This window comes from Sinorhizobium sp. BJ1 (assembly GCF_002531555.1).
Lineage (GTDB): Bacteria > Pseudomonadota > Alphaproteobacteria > Rhizobiales > Rhizobiaceae > Sinorhizobium > Sinorhizobium fredii_B.
Genome location: NZ_NWTH01000020.1, coordinates 1 through 17,438, shown reverse-complemented (window position 1 = coordinate 17,438; position 17,438 = coordinate 1). Strand labels below are relative to the sequence as shown.

Genomic DNA, 17,438 nt, shown 5'->3' with positions numbered 1-17,438 from the left:
TATTGCTAATCAGCTGTTGCGGATCGCTTGAAGCTCAGCAAGGACGGCGGCAGCGATTTCGGTCGCCTCAGATGCTTCCGCGGTCGCCACGTCCATTCCGTGCGCTGCGCGGTTCATCGCGTGAAGGTCGTTTCGGAACCGCTCGGCAGTTTGGGGCGCTAGCCCGAGTCGCTGGAGTTCCGTTAACGCCGGTTGCTCGCCCTCGGCCTGGTCGCAGTTGCGCGGCGCCGATATTGGCCAGCAAGGGAATGTCTGGGGCAGGCGGCGCAGCGCGCGCGTCGGCCTGCGGGATTGCAGGCTCACGCGCTGCGAACCGACGCACTGGCGATCCACAAGGCTTGCGCTGGCTCGCTCAGATGCCGGTTGATGGGCTCGGCGCGTGGCATGCCGCCGGTCATGGAGCTGATCAGCAGCGGCGCGCGCATGGTCTTGCCAGCAGCGAGGCGCACAAGTCGATCTGCGTCAGGTCCAACTCGGGCAATGCGCAGTGTTCGAACGGATGTACTCCCAGCCGGCGGCGACCGTGGCCGGTGCCGTTCGCCGATCCAGCACGATGTCCAGATGGTCGTCCTTGCGCCGCCTCCCGCGCGTTCAGGCCGGCGGACGCTAGCCTCCCCTCGCAGCGTCGCTGCGGTAGCGGCTGGTCGAGGTCTGGTAGTACTGCGCGCGTATGGCCGTCATGGCCTCGATCAACGGTCCCCACGGCGCGGGAAAGCGTTCTTCTGCCATCACCCGGTGCAGCATGCGCGTATGGCCGGCAAGCTCGTCGTTGAGGAACTCCACCACAGGCATAGCCGGATAGCGCTGCAGCAGCAGGATCGCCGCGTTGTCGGCCTCGCCGGCCGACGTGTCCTTGTCGCGTCCATGCAGATCGTTCTGCAGGCGTCCTATCGCGGAGATGAGCCGCAGGACCTGCCGAAACGCCGGACGCGCGCGCAAGGTCGCCATGTCCAGCCCCCACAGCAACGACAGGCAACAGAACACGTTCGCGTAGGCGATCGAATCGATGCCGTTGTGCAGGCACTCTGCGTAGGACCAGCTTTCCGCCCTTGCCGCCTGCGCGTGCCCGGCGCGCAGCGCCGCGCAGTAGCACCGGGTATCGTCGAGAAGCTGAGCATAGTCGCGACGATCGTAGGCGAGCGCGGCCAGCGAAGCGCGCAGCACAGCGCAGCCCTCGAATCCGGGGAGCGCGCACGGCACGCCCTGCCCCAGCGCCTGCTCCACTGCGGCGAGCTGCTCCGGCGCGATCAGGCCAAGGTCGTTGCAATCGTCGAGCCAGAACAGCAGCGCCAGTTCGCGATAGAACGCCACGATCAGCGTTTCGTCCTGCGGATCGCGGCCGGTGCGGGCGCTGGTCTCGCGCAGGCTCGGTTGGATGCGCTGCAGGATGTATTGGCCGCCTTTGACCGCTTCCACGGCATGCTCGTCGGCGAACCCGGTCAGGGAATGCCCCCACTCCAGCACCTGCTGCAGCGCGCGTTCGGTCTGGATCATGGCGCCACTCCTGCTCCCTCGGCCAGGAGGCGCCGCCCCCAACGAAGCGCGAGCCACAACCCGGCGAGTTCCGCCACGCGCACGACCCGGGTGGGGCAATACAGTTCCTTGCCGATCCACAGCGGCATCTGCGGCAATGCATGTGCCGCGTGGCGGGCGAGCATCCACTCCAGCGCACGCGCCGCCGCGTGCGCGATGCGCCGGCGCCCTGTCGGGTCTTCGCTCCCGTCCATCACGTGCAACGCGAACAGCGCATAGGCGGTTTCCTCGAATGTGGACGCGCGACCGGCGCCCCAGCCGCCGTCGTGGCGCTGCGCCTGCAGCAGCGCCGCCAGCGCGCGCTCGTCGCGCCACTGGGGCTTGCCTTGCGCCAGCGCAGCCACCGCATGCGCGGTGGGGTACAGCCACGAAACGTGCCATTTTTCGTTGTCCCATAGACCGTGCGGGTTGCGATTGGCCTCGACGTAGGCGGTGGTGCCAGCGGCGGGCTTTCCCAACAGTCGCAGCGCATGCAGGGCATGGATGTTGGTCGACACCGAGACATTGCGCTCGCCGGGAAAGGTGACGAACAGCTCGCCGATTTCGAATTGGCGCAACGCATCGACCGCCGGGTCGCGGCCAGCAACGCGCAGGACGCACAACGCAACGGCGGTGTCGTCCGCATCGGCCGCGAAGTGCAAGGCAGGGCCCAGACCGCGCACGCCCAGGCGGGCGTCGAGCTGCGCGACGATCACGCGCACCGCCTCGGTGAGCGCGGGGTGCGCGAACAGCCCGGCCAGATGCAGGGTGTACAGCGACCAGCATGGCTCGAACACATTGATCGGCCAGACGTTGGGAACGACACCTTCGATGCCGCTGCGCGTCGCCCGCGATGCCACCTGTAGATACGCGTCGGCGCGCCCGACCTGCGGCGTGCTCCCCTGTGTCACGGCGTGCGCACGCCACGCGGCGGTGGCCGCCGGACTGATGCCGATGCTGCCGTCGTCATCTGGGCATGCGGCGGTCGGCAACGTCCCCCAAGCTTCCCAGGAGTGCAGCAACGGATGGCCGCTCGGCAATGTCGCCGCCGCCCCCAGCCTGACCAGGCACGCTTGCCGCAACGGCAACAGCGCCGGGTGGCGCGGAAACGCCACGCCGCTCACCAAGGATGCGGCCTCGCCGCACAACTGCGGCAGGATCAGCTCCGCGCCGATCGGCGCGTCTTCCGGCACCGCATGCGCGTAGGGATCTGGCTGGCGCTCGAGGAACCGGGTTGCAGCCTGAACTGCGTCGGCGGCGCCGGGAAGAGGATCGGCCCGCTGCAATGCCAGCAACGCCGCCCACGTGGGCGCATGGCGGAACAGCGGGAAATCCGCGCTTCCCCATCCGCCATCGGCCTGTTGCTGCGCCATGAGCCACGTGTATGCGTCCTGCCGACCGGTGACGTTGCCGTGGAACTGCAGAGCTCGCGCCGTGTCGTAGACGGACGGACCGACGCTGCCGTCGTCGCTCATCTCGCTCAGCAGGTGGCGCAGTTCGGAAAGGATCTGTTCGGACAGCGTGTTCACGCGGGATGTTCCTTCTGCAGAGGGTTGACGAGAACCAGGATAGGGCAGACGCATCGTCGCCGCAGGCCCGTCGCGGCCGATGCGGGCGCCGGTCCGCCGCATAGGCTTTGCGCACGGCGCGCCGCGTGCGCCGTGGGCGTGCTGGCCAACCGCTGCGATCGGCGCCTCGGACTCGGACACAGTGCTGCATGCACCGCTGCCGCAAGCCGGTCGCACGACTCCATGCAGACGGGCGCGCTCATGCGCATGGCGCATGCTTGAACAGATACGCGTTGGCCCGCTGCAGCATCTGCGCCAACCGTTCCGCATGCGGCCCCAGCGGGGCGATGGCCTCCCCAGCGTCGCGCAGCAGATCCAGCGCGAACTGGCGCGCTGCCTGCAGCCCCATGATCGACGCGCAGGTCGGCTTCTGCGCCGCCGCGTCCTTGCCGGGGGTCTTGCCCAGCGTCGCGGTATCGGCTGTCGCGTCGAGAATGTCGTCGACCACCTGCAACGCTAGGCCGAAACAGGCGCTGTAGCGATCGAGCGCACAGTACAGCGCAGCGTGCGCGGCACCCTCCGCGATGGCGCATAGCGCGCCCATGCGAACGGACGCGCGCACTAGCGCTCCGGTCTTCATCCGGTGCATCGCCACGATCCTGTCCAGCTCGACGTGCTTTCCGACCAGCGACAGATCCATGGCCTGCCCGCCTGCGGCACCCTCGGCGGACACCGCCTGCGCCAGTTCGCGCACGAGCGCGATGCGGTTGTCGCCCGGCGCATCCAGGCTCGCCAGGGTCAAGAAGGCGTGCGCCTGCAGCGCATCGCCGACCAGGATCGCAGTGGCTTCGCCGAACTTGACGTGCACGGTCGGAAGGCCGCGGCGAAGCACGTCGTCGTCCATCGCGGGTAGGTCGTCGTGGACCAGGGTACAGGCGTGCATCATCTCGATGGCGGCGCCGACGTCGTCGAGCACGTGCGCCGGCGTGTCGGCCAGTGCGCCGGCAGCCAGACAGAGCAAGGCGCGGGTGCGCTTCCCGCCATGCAAGGTGGCGTAGCGCATCGCCGCTATCAGCTCGGTCTCACCGTCGTCTTCGGCGCAGAGAAGACGCGCCAGCGCCCGTTCGACCCGCTTTGCGCCGTCCTGCATCCAGATCTCCGGCAGCAGCCTGCCGGATGCGCCGCGCGCCGGCGCGCCAAATCCGCCGAGCGCCGAGACGCCAGTTCGGTCTTCGTGTAGCGTGGAACCAGTCTGCATGTTGTTCATGTCCTTGTACCTGACAGGAGACGGCCACGGCGAGCGGCGAGCCGCCGCGGTGTTGCCGGGGTCGCACCGAGCCGCGCGCCGAGTGCAGCAATGCCGCGCGTCGCCGGCGCCGCTGCCTCGCCACACGGGGCATGCGATGCCAGCTCATGAGAATCCGATGCGGATTGTCATGGACGGATGTGCGGTCGGGTAATAGCGCTGGCCTTTTTCGACGCCGCTCAGCAACCTCGGCCGTACCCCGGCCTTGTGCATGGTCAGCGCCAGGGCGATGCAGAACTGCACCAGCACCAGCCATACCAGGTGGTAGCCGATGCAGACGTGTGGGCCGGTACCGAACTGCAGCATGTCCACCGGCCGAATCGGCTCCGTGCGTTGCAGCCACCGCGCCAGGCGGAACTGATCAGGCGCCTCGTGCAACAGCGCCGAGGTCGAGAAATGCAGCAGCGGGATGCACAGATGGGTGCCCGCGGGAATGCGCCGTTGGCCGAGTTGCAATTCCTGCAGCGCGCGACGCGGCAGGAGCGTCGTCGCCGGATGCACGCGCAGCGTCTCGCGGAACAGCGCCTCGGCGACCGGACACTGCGCCAGGTCCGCGTGCCGGGTCGGCACCGCGCCCACGCGTTGCGCCTCCTCGACCAGGGCGTCCCACAGCACAGGCTGCCGCGCCAGCTCGATTACCATCCAGGCCATCGTCGAGGCGGTGGTGTCGTGACCGGCAAGCAGCAGCAAGCGGATATTGGCGACCAGGATGTCATCGGAGAGCGCATCGTCGCTGCGATCGAAGGCGTTCACCATGTCGTTGATCAACCCGGTGCGCGCGGCATGCACGCGCGCGTCGCGGACGAACTGGCGCAACTGCGCGTCGATCCAGTCGCGGGCGGCGCGGCCGCGCCGCAAGGGCAGTCCGGGCAGGTCGACCGGGGGCGCGACGATCAACTGCAGCAGTTGCCGGTACTTGCGATGCCATCTCGGCAGGTCCTGCGCAGGGATTCCCATGAGACTGAAGATGAGCTTGAGCATCAGGTCGCCGGTTTCGCGCAGGATGGTTATGTCGCCGCGGTCGCGCCACGCCTGCACCCGCGCCCGGATGACGGGCGCGAATAGGTCGCCGATGCCCGCCTGGGTCAGCCCCTTGGGCAGGAACGCCGCCTTGATCGCATCGCGCGCCTGCCGGTGCGCGCCGCCGTCCTGGGCGACCAACGTTCCGCCAAGCAATTCGGGCGCGATCTCTTCGATCAGCGCCGAGGACATGTCCTTGTGCCGGAGCAGTGCGAACGCATCCGGATCCACGCAGGTCATCAGGTGTCCGGCAGGGCCGAAATCCAGCCAGAAGTGGCTGCCCAGCGTCCGTTCCGCGCGCCGCAGCAGGCGCGGCAGGTCGCAGACGATGGCGGGAAGATGTCCGACCAGGGGGAAAGCGCCGGGCACGACCGGGATGTCGTACCGCAGCCGGTGCCGACGGTTCAGCGGGTTGAGCAGCATGTCCATCAGCAGTGCACCGCTTCGGCTGTGTCGCCGGCGGCCCGCACGGCGCGGCTGTTGCCACCGTCGGCGTACGTCGGCACATGCGCCAGCATGCCGCCGTCGATGCACACGACCTGGCCGGTGATCAACGCAGCATCGTCGGAGAGCAGGAACGCCACCAGCGCGGCGACGTCCTCGGGGCGGCCGACGCGCGGCAGGAGCTGATGCCGGCGCAGATGTCTTTGCATGCACTCGTCCAGCTTGGCGAGGAGACGCTCGGTCATGATCAGACCCGGCGCAACCGCGTTGCAGCGGATCTGCGCATGACCGTACTGGGTGGCGAGCGAGGCCGACAGCATGTTCATCGCCGCCTTCGACGCGGCGTAGGACGTCTGCGCGGTGTCACCGCTGAGCCCCTGGCAGGACGACATGTTGACGATCGCGCCACCGCCGCGGGCGATCATCCGTGGGATGGCTTGCCGGCAGCAGAGTAGCGTGCCGCGCAGATTGGTCGCCATGGTCTGATCCCAGACCGCCAGGTCCAGGTCGAGGATCGCGCGGTCGCGCGGGGTCAGATGCATGGCGCTCGCGTTGTTCACCAGCAGGTCGATCCCACCGAAGTGCCGCTCCGCCGTCTCGAACAGCGCTGCCACCGCCTGCGCATCGGCGATATCGATGGCCAGGGCCAGCGCGCGGCCCGCTTCGGCCGCGATCTGCGCGGTGCAGGCGATGGCCGCCGAGCCATCAATGTCGGCCACCACCACTCTGCCGCCGTCGCGCGCGATGGCGAGGGCGCATGCCTTGCCGATGCCGGCGCCGGCGCCGGTCACCACGGCCACCTTTCCTTCAAACCGTCCCATCGTGTCCTCCTGGATTGCGTTGGTCTTTCGCGGCATGCCGCTCGGCCTCCGCCGGACAAGGCGCAGGGTCGGCGCCGGCGCGCTCGTCATCGCCAGCGTCGCTTTCGATGACCCGAATGGCGGCGACTGGGCACTGGCTGGCCGCGAGCCGCACGGCGGCGTGCAACGTCCGCGGGACCGTCGCCACGCACACTTCGGCCACTCCGTCCGGTTCGCGCTGGCGAAATGTGCCCGGCAGCGTCAGCACGCACTGCCCGGTGGTTCCGCACAGATCCTGGTCGACCACGACGCGCATCTCAGCCCCCCTTTGCATGCAGCCGCACCGGCAGCGCGCGGAACGTCCTAAGGAACGCGGAGGGCTCCCGGGTCGGCTGCTCGGCCAATGCCAGCGTGGGGAAGCGCGCCTGGATCCGCGGCAGGCTCTCGGCCAACTGCACCCGGGCCAGTTGCGCACCGAGGCAGAAATGGATGCCGTGGCCGAAACTCAGCATGATCTTCCCGTCGGTCGACATGCCAGGACTGGTGCCGTAGAACCGCGCGGGATCGAAGCGGTCGGGATCGGCGAAGGCGTCCGGGTCGCGATTGCCGGCCGCGATCAGCACGCGCACGTCCGCGTTCTTCGGGATCACCACGCCGCCCAGTTCGATGTCGCGCTGGGCGATACGCGGAATGGAGCTGAACATGGCGGGCGCGTCGCACCGCAGGACTTCTTCGACGAATGCCTCCACCCCCATGGCGTCTCCTTGCAGCCAGTGCCGCTGTTCGGGATACGCCAGCATCGCCAGGACCGCATGGTCGATGGTCGCAGCTGTGGTGGCGAACCCGCCCAGCAGCATGCCCCACAGCATGCTGATCAACTCCGCATCCGACAGCGTGTCGGCATCGTCGTCGTGTGCGCCGACCAGCATCGACACGATGTCGTGGCGGGGATCGGTGCGCTTGCGCTGTATGTGGTCGCCGAAGTAGGCCTGCACCCTGGCGCTGGCCGCGTCCGCCGTGGCGAGCTGGGGATCGCTGGCGTGCGGGCTCAGGCCTTCCAGAATGGCGCCGATGCCGGCGGCGAGCCCGAACATGTCGTCCTGGGGCATGCCGAACAGTTCGGCGAAGACCAGCATGGGCAAGGCCAGCGCGAATTCCCGATGCACGTCCACCGCCTCCCCGCGCTCCAGCGCGGGCGCCATGCCGTCCAGGCGCGCTGCGACGATGCGCGCGATGCTCGGCCGCAGGTTGTCGATCTGGCTTATGGTGAAATCGCGCGAGATCAGCCGGCGCAGACGCGTATGCGCCGGTGGTTCCTTCATCGCTAGCGTGGACGCCAGCAGATTGAGCGACAAGCTGGTTGCTGCACGCGGGAAATAGCGCGCCAGTTCGCCCGGCACCGGTCCCCGGAAGGCATCGCCCGTGGCCTTGAGCGCCCAGTAGATGTCGGCGTGGCGGCTCAACAGAAAGAGGCCCGACGCCGCGCGATGCACCGGATCGTGTTCGCGCAACCACCGCATGAACGGATACGGGTCGTGGATGCACGCTGGCGACGCCAATTCCGCGAAGGCGTCCCGGCATGCTGCCGTGGTTTCTTGCACGTCCATCTTGGTTACCTGTTGGCTGGCTGATCTGACCGGCGCGCCAGGCGCGCCGGCAAATTGCTGAGTAGATCGCGATTCCCGGCGGCGTCCGCGCATCACCAGAGCACCGGGAACTCCTCGAACCCGCCAGTGATGATCTCCTTGCGCAACTTCAGTTCTTCGGGCGACACGGCCAGGCGCAGCGCGGGAAAGCGCTGGAAAATCGAACCGAACACCACCTTGAGTTCCAGCCTGGCCAGCGCCACGCCGATGCAGTAGTGCGGCCCGTGGGAGAACGCCAGGTGCGGGTTTTCGTCGCGTCCGATATCGAAGATTTCCGGGTCGTCGAAATGGCGCGGATCGAACGACGTCGCCGGCAGGCCGACCAGCACCTTGCTCTCCGCGGGAATATGCACGCCCGCGATGGTCACGTCGGTCCTCGGATAGCGCATGATGCCGTCCCAGCCCGCGCCCGGCGGGTACATGCGCAGGATTTCCTCCACCGCCTTGTTGACCAGAGATGGATCGCCGACCAGGCGTTCGCGCTGTTGCGGATGGCGGAACATGGCCAGCAGGCCGAATTCGATCTGCGCGACGGTGCTCTCGTGCCCCGCCACCAGAATGCCCGCCGCCAGGCCGATCGCCTCTTCCTCGGTCGCCTTGTCCTGGTCGACCGCCGCGAGCAGATCCGTCAGCAGGTTGTCGCCCGGATCCTGGCGCTTGTCCCGCATCTTGCCGCGAATGTAGGCGCGCAGTTCTTTCCAGGCCCGGCGCGACGCGCTGCGCGGGCCGCTTTCATGCTGGTGCGTCATCACCTCGTCGGACAGGCCGGCGAAAAAGGCGTGATCCTCGTAGAGCACGCCCATCAGCGCGCTGATGACCATGGCCGGAAGCGGAAAGGAGAGGTGGCGCCGCAGGTCGGCGGGCTGGGGCTGGGCCGCCAGCGTCTCGAACAACTGCGCTGCGATCACCTCGACTTGCTGCGCGAGCAGCTTCACCCTGCGGTCGCTGAAGGCCGGCGCCACGATCGTGCGTAACCGGTCATGCTCGCCCCCCTCGTGCGAGACCAGCCACCCCGGCGAACCGAGAAGCACACAATCCGGGGTGAATGCCGCCGGTGGCATTCCCGCGGGCCGGAACGCCGCGTCGGACAGCACCGCCTTCGCCTCGTCGTAGCCTGTCACCCACCAGCCTTCGTCCCCGGACGGGAAGCGCACGCGGTGGATCGGACCGTTGGCGCGTAGCGCCAACATCGTGGGCGAGGGCTCGATGTGATCGACCCGCCACATCGGCAGCGTCGGCAAGGGTTGTTCGGACATGGTGGCACTCCACTCTCTAGGCGATGGAAGGGCATGCCGGCGTGTGCCGCCGCACAACTAGGGCAGCAAGAATCGTACCAATTGCGCAGAGCGCCTCAGATAAACTGCACTGCACATCATTCAGTGTCTTAACTGGGCCCGGCACGCCCGGGCCGAACATCACCATGTCGCGCACGCGACAAGCCGACAGTAAGTCAACGCAAGGTATGTCGGTCGCCTTAGGCTTGGCGCAGAGGTGGATCGCGATCCTGTTCCGCTGACGCAGGCGCTGTGCGCATCTATGGACGTATATGGACCCCGCCCGATTGCAACAGTCGGCTGGATCAGGATCATTGGTCACAACTGCTGACGTATATCCGGCTTCGTGATGCGGCTGGACAACGTCTTCGCCGCGAGCCTCGATGGGTTTTCGCCCGCTTCCACCTCAAAGCCCCGGTGACATTGGCTACCGCCATGCCGGTCCACAGATCAGGTTCGGGAAGCGACGGGGTGACCGTTTTTCCATCTCCTGCCATTTGCTGCAATTGCCGGGGTGGAGACCTCCTTTGCTTATTCGCGGCTTGGGCTCAGGCCGCCTTCACCGACAGCGCGGGCTCGTAAGCGGTGTCGTCCGAGAGCATGGCCCACACGATCCGCGCATTTTTGTTGGCAAGCGCAACGGCCGCGACGTTGGGATGCCGCCGTTGCCGCATCTTGCCGAGCCAGAGGCTTCGTGGGTCCTGCTTGCCGCTAGCCCGGCTTAAAGCGGCGCGAGCGCCGTGAATCATCAGTGTGCGCAGATAGCGATCGCCGCGTTTGCTGATGCCGAACAAACGGGTTCGCCCTCCACTGGATCGCTGCTTCGGCACCAGGCCAAGCCAGGCCGCGAACTGGCGGCCGTTCTTGAAGGAGGTTCTATCGCCGACGGCGGCGATCAAGGCCGTTGCCGTCACAGGGCCGATGCCTTCGATCTTGCCAAGCCGTTGGCACTGCTCACTGGTGCGGAAGATTTCCCTTATCCGCCGGTCATAGGTTGCAATGCGTCGATCAAGCTCGGCCAACTCCGCCTGCAGTTCCCTCATCAGCGCTTGGACCATCTCGCTGAGGCCGTCATTGACCCTCCCCACGATGAAGGCAAGGCCGCGCCGCAGCTGCGCGATGTCACGGGCAATGACAATCCCATGCTCGGACAGAAGACCGCGAATCTGGTTGACGAGCCTGACCCGGTCGGCGACCAGACGCCGGCGAATGCGATGGACGGCTTGCACCGCCAGCTGATCGGTCGATTTCCGTGGCACAAAGCGCATCGACGGCCGGCCGACCGCTTCGCAGATCGCTTCCGCATCGTTCCGGTCGTTCTTGTTTGACTTGACGTATGGTGTCACGAACTGAGGGCTGATCAGCCGCACCTGATGGCCGAGCTCGGTGAGCACGCGAGCCCAGTAGTGCGCCCCGTTCGAAGCCTCCATTCCGACCAGACACGCCGGCAAATTGGCGAAGAAGCGGGACACCGCATCGCGACGCAGCCTCTTTCGCACAACGACTTTCCCGTGCTTGTCGACGCCGTGAACCTCGAAGACATACTTCGCCAAATCCAAACCTATCCGAACGACCTGCATGATATCCTCCTTCATCGCAGTTGACGTTCGAGATTCCACCGCGTCGCGAGGGCGGGGTCCATACCATTGCCCCCGGTTTTGCAAGGAGTAAATTAGCGAAATCTGGCGGTCGCCGCGGCTGCAGTCATCTATTCGGCCTCTCAGCGTGCCACACCCTGTGGCACCGGCCTTGATGGTAGATCCGCAAATCAGCGCCCAACCACGCGACGCGAACTCGAAGTTCGATGCGCCCAACGGGCTCTGCTGATTCCGGTTAACCCGGCTTTGCCATCATTCGCCTTCTATCCTCGCAACCGCTTCGACCGGCGATGGTCGAACCCGAGAATCATGCCATGTTCATTGCCAGCGGCCGGGGGTGGTTGTAGGTTCCGCCAAAGCGGAGCAAAGCCCAAACGACACGTGCCGTCTTGTTCGCGATCGCGACTGCCGCAACGTTGGCAGGTCTTCTGTCTCTCAGCTTTGCTAGCCACGTCCAGGAACGACCTCTCCAGCGCATGATTGAGCGACTGCCGTGGATGAGCAATCTCCGCAGATAGCCATTCCCGCGCTTGCTGATCCCACCCAGGCTCTCCTTGCCGCCAGTCGAATGTTGTCGCGGAACTAATCCCCAACCAGGCCGCGAAATGGCGGCCCGATTTGAAGTCGATAGGTTCTCTCATCGAGGAAACCAATGCGGTGGCGGTGATGACACCAACGCCGGGAATACTCATCAAGCGCCGGCAGGCATTGCTGTTCCTTGCGACGGCAATCAAGTCGCGATCGATCTTGAAAAGTTGGCACTGACTTCGCGAAGCTGGTTGACAAGGTATTGCAACGCATGCCGAGCGACTGCCGGAAGCTCATCGTAATTGGGGTCTTCTATCAGCGTGGTCAAGAGACCGATTTTGTGCGACCGATTGGGGCCGATGATGCCGAACTCCGCCGGATGTCCTCGGATTCCGTTGATCAATTGGGTGCGCTGGCGAATGAGCATCTCACGAACCCGGTGAATTACCAAAACTTCCTGCTGCATCTCCTCCTTGATGGGAACAAAGCGCATTGTTGGGCGGGTGACTGCCTCGCAGATTGCCTCAGCATCAGCAGCATCATTCTTGTTCGTTTTGACATATGGTTCGACGTACTGCGCCGGCAGGAGGCGAACATCGTGCCCCATATCACGCAGCAGCCGCGCCCAGAAATGCGAACCTGGACACGCCTCAAGCCCCACCAGGCATGGAGCAAGTGCGCGGAAGAAGCTTTCGACCTCTTCCCGTTTGAGTTTACGACGGATCACCGGCCGACCGAAATTGTCGGCAGCGTGAACTTGGAAAACTGATTTTGCAATGTCGAGACCGGCAACACTGGCGTGAACCTGCATGATGGACCCCCTCTGATTGAAGCGCCACCATCTTCCTCCTCGCCTGGCTCCGGCGGAAGGGGGCGTCCATGCCATCATGCACGGCGCAAGTTCTTCGTGCTTGCCGACATCGCCAGCAACGCCAAACGCGGAAAGAATGCTGCCGCGATTTCGCCGGTTGCACTGGAGGCGGTCAAGGGCATTGACGCGCTGTTCGACATCGAGCGCGACATTAACGGTCTTTCAGCCAACGAGCGGCTGCAACGACGTCAGAAGGATAGCCGTCCGCTCGTTGATGAGCTTCAGACCTGGCTTCGAACTGAGCGAAGGCACAAGTTCGCGCAGCTACCCGATGCGTTCCAGTTTCTGCGGGCGCATGAACTGACATTGGTGTATTTGCATCCGGCGAACGGCGCCTGCCTGCAAACCGCCTGCTATTTACTGTGCCGGACGTGAGTGCAGACGCCGTCGGCGTCTGCGCTGCAGCTAGACTCGTTTGCAGCGTTGCGCACCTTGCGATCGCGTTAACTCCCGCCCCTGTGGCCTAGAAAATGATGGTCTCGCCCTGACGATCAGCCTGCGCCTTGCTGTAAGTAACGAGATGGCTCGTTGAACCCACCCGGTTGACGAGACGTATTTCGCCGCCCTTGTTGGACAGTTGGACGGAATGGCGTGGCAGCAAAATGGTGCTCGCCATGCCAGGCGCGAGCGTGACATCCTTGATGCCGAAGCGATTGCGCATTTTGTCGACGAGGAACCAACCGTCGAGCGAGACCGTGTCGATCCCGGTATTGACGAGGGTCACCGTCTCCTCGCCATCGTCGCGCCCCATCGGATTGACCAGTGCGGCTACGATCTTGACCGATCCACTGACGACACCCGGCGTTTGGCCTTCGGAACCGCCGGGTGTAGCGCCGCCCGTCGGCTGGTTCCCGGCCGGGCCGAGATAGACAGGGTAGAATGTGCGAACGAAACGCTGGCTTTGATCGAGGAACAGCTTCATGTCGTAGCGTGCACCGTTGATCACCGCTTCCTTTGGCGCGCGGGCGCCGCGATGGGCGCGGATCGCACCCATGGCCATCAGGCCTTCGACGCTGCAGCCGACGAAGAAGCCGCCGATAGGCTTCGTCAGCGGCCGGGTCTTGCCGGCGTCATAATCGGGTGCATCCCAGCGGTAGGAGATCGTCACGGATTCCGGGAACTGCTCCTGTCCATCCTTATAGTGGCCACGCAGGTAGAGAATGCGGTCGTTCTGAAATCCGGGGAAGCGATTGCGATCGATCTCAGAGGCGAGCCCGTCATCGAGGTGGTACTTGTACCAGAAGTGATAGCCTTGGACCTTCGGGCCTTCCTGCTCGCCGACGAAGACGTGCTCGAAGCCGGAGAGATCGCGGTCGCCGCTCTGCGAAAAGCGACGAAACCATTGTTGGGTGAGCGTTGCATACCAGCGGTCGCGCGAGACGGGTGTGCCGGTTTCCTCCGAGATATAGGCCCGCGCCACTTGCATCGGTGCGGTGTCGATGACGGCTTCGAGAAGCTCGTGCACTTCAGCGCGCTCCTCCGGGGTCTCGACCTCCGCTGCCCGTTCGTCGAGAGCGTAATTATCGAACAGTGCGCGAACGAGATTGTAGGTCGTTTTCTTGTGGTTCGGTATCTTCACCTCAGAAAGGACCTTGAGGTCGCCGGCGGCAATGCCGCCACCGCCGGTGTTGACCACACGAACGTAGCCCGTTTCCGGCGATGCGTCCGCCCCCGCCAGAATGGGTTTTATGCCATTGCCGCTTTGGTCGGCATCCCAGATTTGCTGATAGATATCCATGCCTGTGTCCTCAATCGTGTTTAGATTTTCCCGGGTACTCTAGGGTCGGGTGTTAAAAGCTGATGACAACGGCCGACGGGAGGCAGTCCGCGACCTCGGCTATTCCACCGGTCTTTCGCATCCGGCCGGCTACACAAGATATGGCAGCCATGTTGAAATGTCCGCCGCTGAGCAAAGTTAAAATGTCACGCGCTGAGGCAAGCCCCCGACCAGACCGGCTGGGCCGGGTTGCAAGGGAAGGGAGGGGGCGGGTGAAGGGCACCCTTTGGCTTTAGCTTTCTCAGTTCCAATTAGTGCGTTCCTGGTAGATGTTGCAGGTAGCTGAATGTGCAGGGCCAGGATCTCGCGATGCTTCCGGAAATCAAGCTGATGGGTGACGTCGATGTAGCCGCTTTGTCGCCACTGCTTCGCGGCATGGCCATGACTGTTTCCTACGCCGAGACCCAGGGAGGCATCGGTCTGACCGCGTCGGGGGCGATGAACCGCAAGTTCGTCCACTGGGCCGCTGTTCACTTCGATTGGCCCGGCTACACGTCGGACGACTTATACCGCATCAACAAGGTTCGCAACGAAGCCGATATGCCGCCGCTTTTGGTCGTCCGTGACATGCTCAAGTACTTGCGGCTTCTGCGGCGGCGAAAGGACGTACTGGTACCAACCAAACGCGGCCGAGACTTTCTCGCGAAACCGCAGGCCTTCTTCGATCTGATCGCGATGGATTATCTTTATGCCTATATCCATTACCGGCAGACGCAGGAGGCTGTCCGCAATCGGATGCGTTGGTGGCACGTCTTTCTTAATCTTATCAATATGAAAGCAGAAACGGGCTGTTCGTTGGACGAACTGGCGAACGAGCTATACCCGAGCGAATCGTACCCGGAGCCAGCAGAAATGACTGTCGAAACCTGGGCGGAAAGGTCGTCGCTCCGCTACGATATCATTCGCCCGCTGTGCTGGCTGGGATTGCTGCACGAAGATCGCGAGGGGCTGACTATTTGGCAGGATGGAACCTACTACAAGACACCGTTGTGGGCTGCCTGTCTAAAGCTGGACTCCGACATGCAATCTGAATCTACTCTCCATTGAACTGTGCCGGGTAGGGTTGCCCTTGCTCCACCGCAGTTTGCTGGGGAAGCGCCTGCTGCCGTCGGGCGATCACGGCCGGATCGTTCATGAAATCCGTCCGCTTGCCCGGCTTGCGACCGCGCGGCGTGTAACCGATCTTCTCGCTGTTGGTCTTCACCTTCGGCGCCGGCCGCTCGTCCTGGCGCGCCTTGATGTAGGCCAGCACATCGGAAAGCCGTTTGTTCTCGGTGATCGCCGCATGCGTCACCCGCTGGTCCTTGTCGAACACCCGGTAGGGCAGGGAATGGCCTTTCCAGCGCACGTCGAGCCGGCCGTCGGCATAGGCGTAGGTCTCAACATAGCGTCCGACCAACCCACGCGTCACCTCGTTCTCTTCCAGCATGATCCGCTGGCGCTCGTAGGAGAACGTCAGTTGCGCATAACGCTGCTCACGTTTGCACAGGACCTCGCGCAGCCGATCCGGGGCAAGGTTCAGCGACCGATGCAGATTGTCGGAACGGGTAGGGGTAATGGCGAATTGCCGGTTATAGCGCTCCATGAACCGAGGCAGGAAAGCGTTGCCGTCGTCCATGCCGCAGATGCCCTCCAGACGCAGATCCTTAATCAACCGACCCTGTAGCGTCCGGTTCATCCGCTCGACCCGGCCCTTCGCCTGGCTCGAGTTTGCGCAAAGAATCTCGATGTTTAGCTCTGAAAGCGCACGCCCGAACTGCGTCATGCCCTGGCCGCCCTTGGCGTCTTTCTTCGCCACCCGGAACACCGAATGCTTGTCGGAATAGAAGGCGACCGGAGCACCATGCGCCTTCAGATAGAGCTCCAGCGCCTCGAAATACGTAAACGCGCTTTCCGATCGTACGAAGCGCAACTGCATCAGTTTGCCGGTCGCATCGTCGATGAACACCAGCAGCGAACATGGGTCACCGCGATCTTCGAACCAGCGATGCTCGGAACCGTCGATCTGCACCAATTCGCCAAAGGCTTCACGACGCAGCCGCGGCTGATGAAAGCTGCGGCGCTGCTGGCGCGACAGCCACAGGCCGGCCTCCGCCATCCATTGGCGCAAGGTCTCGCGCGACACCGTCAGCCCGTCGCGCTCGGCCAGCTTCTCGGCCGCCAGCGTCGGACCAAAATCGGCATAGCGCTCGCGCACGATCGCCATGGCATAATCGCGCACGCCGTCGCTGATCCGGTTGTTCGACGGTCGGCCGATCGCTCTGTGGCGGATCGATGCCGCACCATCCGTGCGGATCCGCTCCAAGAGCCGGCGCACCTGGCGGGTACTCAAGCCCAGCACATGTGCCGCCGACACCAGCGTCATGCGGCCGTCGACCACCTTCGACAGAACCTCAATCCGCTGCAGGTCGCGCTCGCTCATCGCAATCAATCCCATCCGTAATCTGCCACGTCATCAAAACGCGGGGAGAGTGACATTCTTACTTTGTAAGCGGTTAGCTGACGGCGTCTGACCTGAAGTTCCAGGGCATGAGGGCTTCGATTTCGGATGCGGGCCAGCCTTGAGCGATGCGGGTCAAGGTCTGCGAGAGCCAGTCGAGCGGATCGACGCCATTCATTTTGCAGGTCTGCAACAAGGTGGCCACCGTCGCCCAAGTTCGTCCACCGCCCTCGCTGCCGGCGAATAGACTATTCTTTCTCGTAATCGTTTGAGGCCTGATCGCCCGTTCGACGATGTTGGAGTCGATCTCGATGCGACCATCCGTCAGAAAGCGATCCAGCGCCTCGCGCCGGGTGAGCGCGTAGCGGATCGCCTCGGCGGTTTTGGATTTTCCCGAGACCTTTCCCAGTTCCTTTTCCCAGAGCTCGAAGAGGCTGGCGACGGTGGCCGAGGATTTCTCCTGGCGCCGGGCCGCGCGGCTGTCGGCATCCTTACCGCGAACTTCATCCTCGATGCGCCAGAGCTCGGTCATTGCCAGGACAGTGTCTGTGGCGGCCTGCGAGACTCCGCTGATGTGCAGGTCATAAAATTTGCGCCGTAGATGTGCCCAACATCCTGCAAGCTGGACCGTTTCGTTGCTGCCGGTTTTCGCCCGCGTCTTGGCGAGATTGGTATAGGCCGAGTAGCCATCCACTTGCAGGATGCCGGTGAATC

13 protein-coding genes and 3 pseudogenes are annotated in these 17,438 nt (G+C 64.5%); 2 read left to right on the top strand and 14 right to left on the bottom strand.

The features are described from left to right. Positions 1–211: 211 nt before the first annotated feature. From CO676_RS22405 to CO676_RS22355, 11 genes and pseudogenes are all read right to left on the bottom strand, one after another. Positions 212–561, bottom strand: a pseudogene (locus CO676_RS22405) (type 2 isopentenyl-diphosphate Delta-isomerase); the annotation flags it as partial. A 45-nt stretch (positions 562–606) separates the two neighbouring features. Then, positions 607–1,494 carry a hypothetical protein gene (locus tag CO676_RS22400; RefSeq protein WP_046116648.1) on the bottom strand — a complete coding sequence of 296 codons (888 nt, stop codon included), beginning with the start codon at positions 1,492–1,494 and terminating at the stop codon, positions 607–609. Continuing rightward, positions 1,491–3,041, bottom strand: coding sequence for a hypothetical protein (locus tag CO676_RS22395; protein ID WP_097522706.1), 1,551 nt, complete (start codon positions 3,039–3,041; stop codon positions 1,491–1,493). The genes CO676_RS22400 and CO676_RS22395 overlap by 4 nt, the downstream gene beginning before the upstream one ends. A 238-nt stretch (positions 3,042–3,279) precedes the next feature. Beyond that, positions 3,280–4,278, bottom strand: coding sequence for a polyprenyl synthetase family protein (locus CO676_RS22390; protein ID WP_097522755.1), 999 nt, complete (start codon positions 4,276–4,278; stop codon positions 3,280–3,282). A gap of 153 nt (positions 4,279–4,431) precedes the next feature. Next, on the bottom strand, positions 4,432–5,775 hold the full coding sequence (locus tag CO676_RS22385; protein WP_097522705.1) for a cytochrome P450: 1,344 nt from the start codon (positions 5,773–5,775) through the stop codon (positions 4,432–4,434). Then, a complete protein-coding gene (locus CO676_RS22380) occupies positions 5,775–6,611 on the bottom strand; it encodes an SDR family oxidoreductase (RefSeq protein WP_097522704.1) in 837 nt (278 codons plus the stop codon). The genes CO676_RS22385 and CO676_RS22380 overlap by 1 nt, the downstream gene beginning before the upstream one ends. After that, complete coding sequence (locus CO676_RS22375; RefSeq protein WP_046116645.1) at positions 6,598–6,906, bottom strand: ferredoxin; 309 nt, start codon at positions 6,904–6,906, stop codon at positions 6,598–6,600. Before CO676_RS22375 ends, CO676_RS22380 begins: the two co-directional genes overlap by 14 nt. Before the next feature lies 1 nt (position 6,907). Continuing rightward, positions 6,908–8,197: a cytochrome P450 gene (locus CO676_RS22370; protein WP_097522703.1), complete on the bottom strand. Its 1,290-nt coding sequence runs from the start codon at positions 8,195–8,197 to the stop codon at positions 6,908–6,910. 92 nt (positions 8,198–8,289) lie between these two features. Beyond that, positions 8,290–9,492 carry a cytochrome P450 gene (locus CO676_RS22365; RefSeq protein WP_097522702.1) on the bottom strand — a complete coding sequence of 401 codons (1,203 nt, stop codon included), beginning with the start codon at positions 9,490–9,492 and terminating at the stop codon, positions 8,290–8,292. 566 nt (positions 9,493–10,058) lie between these two features. Further along, positions 10,059–11,090, bottom strand: a complete 1,032-nt coding sequence (locus tag CO676_RS22360) for an IS110 family transposase (protein WP_097522701.1) — start codon at positions 11,088–11,090, stop codon at positions 10,059–10,061. Positions 11,091–11,415: 325 nt separating this feature from the next. Then, a pseudogene (locus CO676_RS22355) lies at positions 11,416–12,447 on the bottom strand (IS110 family transposase). 75 nt (positions 12,448–12,522) lie between these two features. Here CO676_RS22355 and CO676_RS36800 point away from each other — a divergent pair. Beyond that, positions 12,523–12,882, top strand: a pseudogene (locus CO676_RS36800) (transposase); the annotation flags it as partial. 88 nt (positions 12,883–12,970) lie between these two features. Here the strand turns inward: CO676_RS36800 and CO676_RS22345 are convergent. After that, positions 12,971–14,245, bottom strand: coding sequence for a hypothetical protein (locus tag CO676_RS22345; RefSeq protein WP_046119400.1), 1,275 nt, complete (start codon positions 14,243–14,245; stop codon positions 12,971–12,973). Between the two features lie 348 nt (positions 14,246–14,593). Between CO676_RS22345 and CO676_RS22340 the strand changes: the two genes are divergently transcribed. Beyond that, the gene (locus tag CO676_RS22340) at positions 14,594–15,331 is read left to right on the top strand and encodes a hypothetical protein (protein ID WP_179875593.1); all 738 of its coding nucleotides are present in this window, start codon (positions 14,594–14,596) and stop codon (positions 15,329–15,331) included. Here the strand turns inward: CO676_RS22340 and CO676_RS22335 are convergent. Continuing rightward, positions 15,318–16,721: an ISNCY family transposase gene (locus tag CO676_RS22335; RefSeq protein WP_097522700.1), complete on the bottom strand. Its 1,404-nt coding sequence runs from the start codon at positions 16,719–16,721 to the stop codon at positions 15,318–15,320. The genes CO676_RS22340 and CO676_RS22335 overlap by 14 nt on opposite strands. Positions 16,722–16,779: 58 nt before the next feature. Next, on the bottom strand, positions 16,780–17,438 hold a 659-nt coding region (locus CO676_RS22330; RefSeq protein WP_144340176.1), incomplete at its 5' end, for an IS66 family transposase.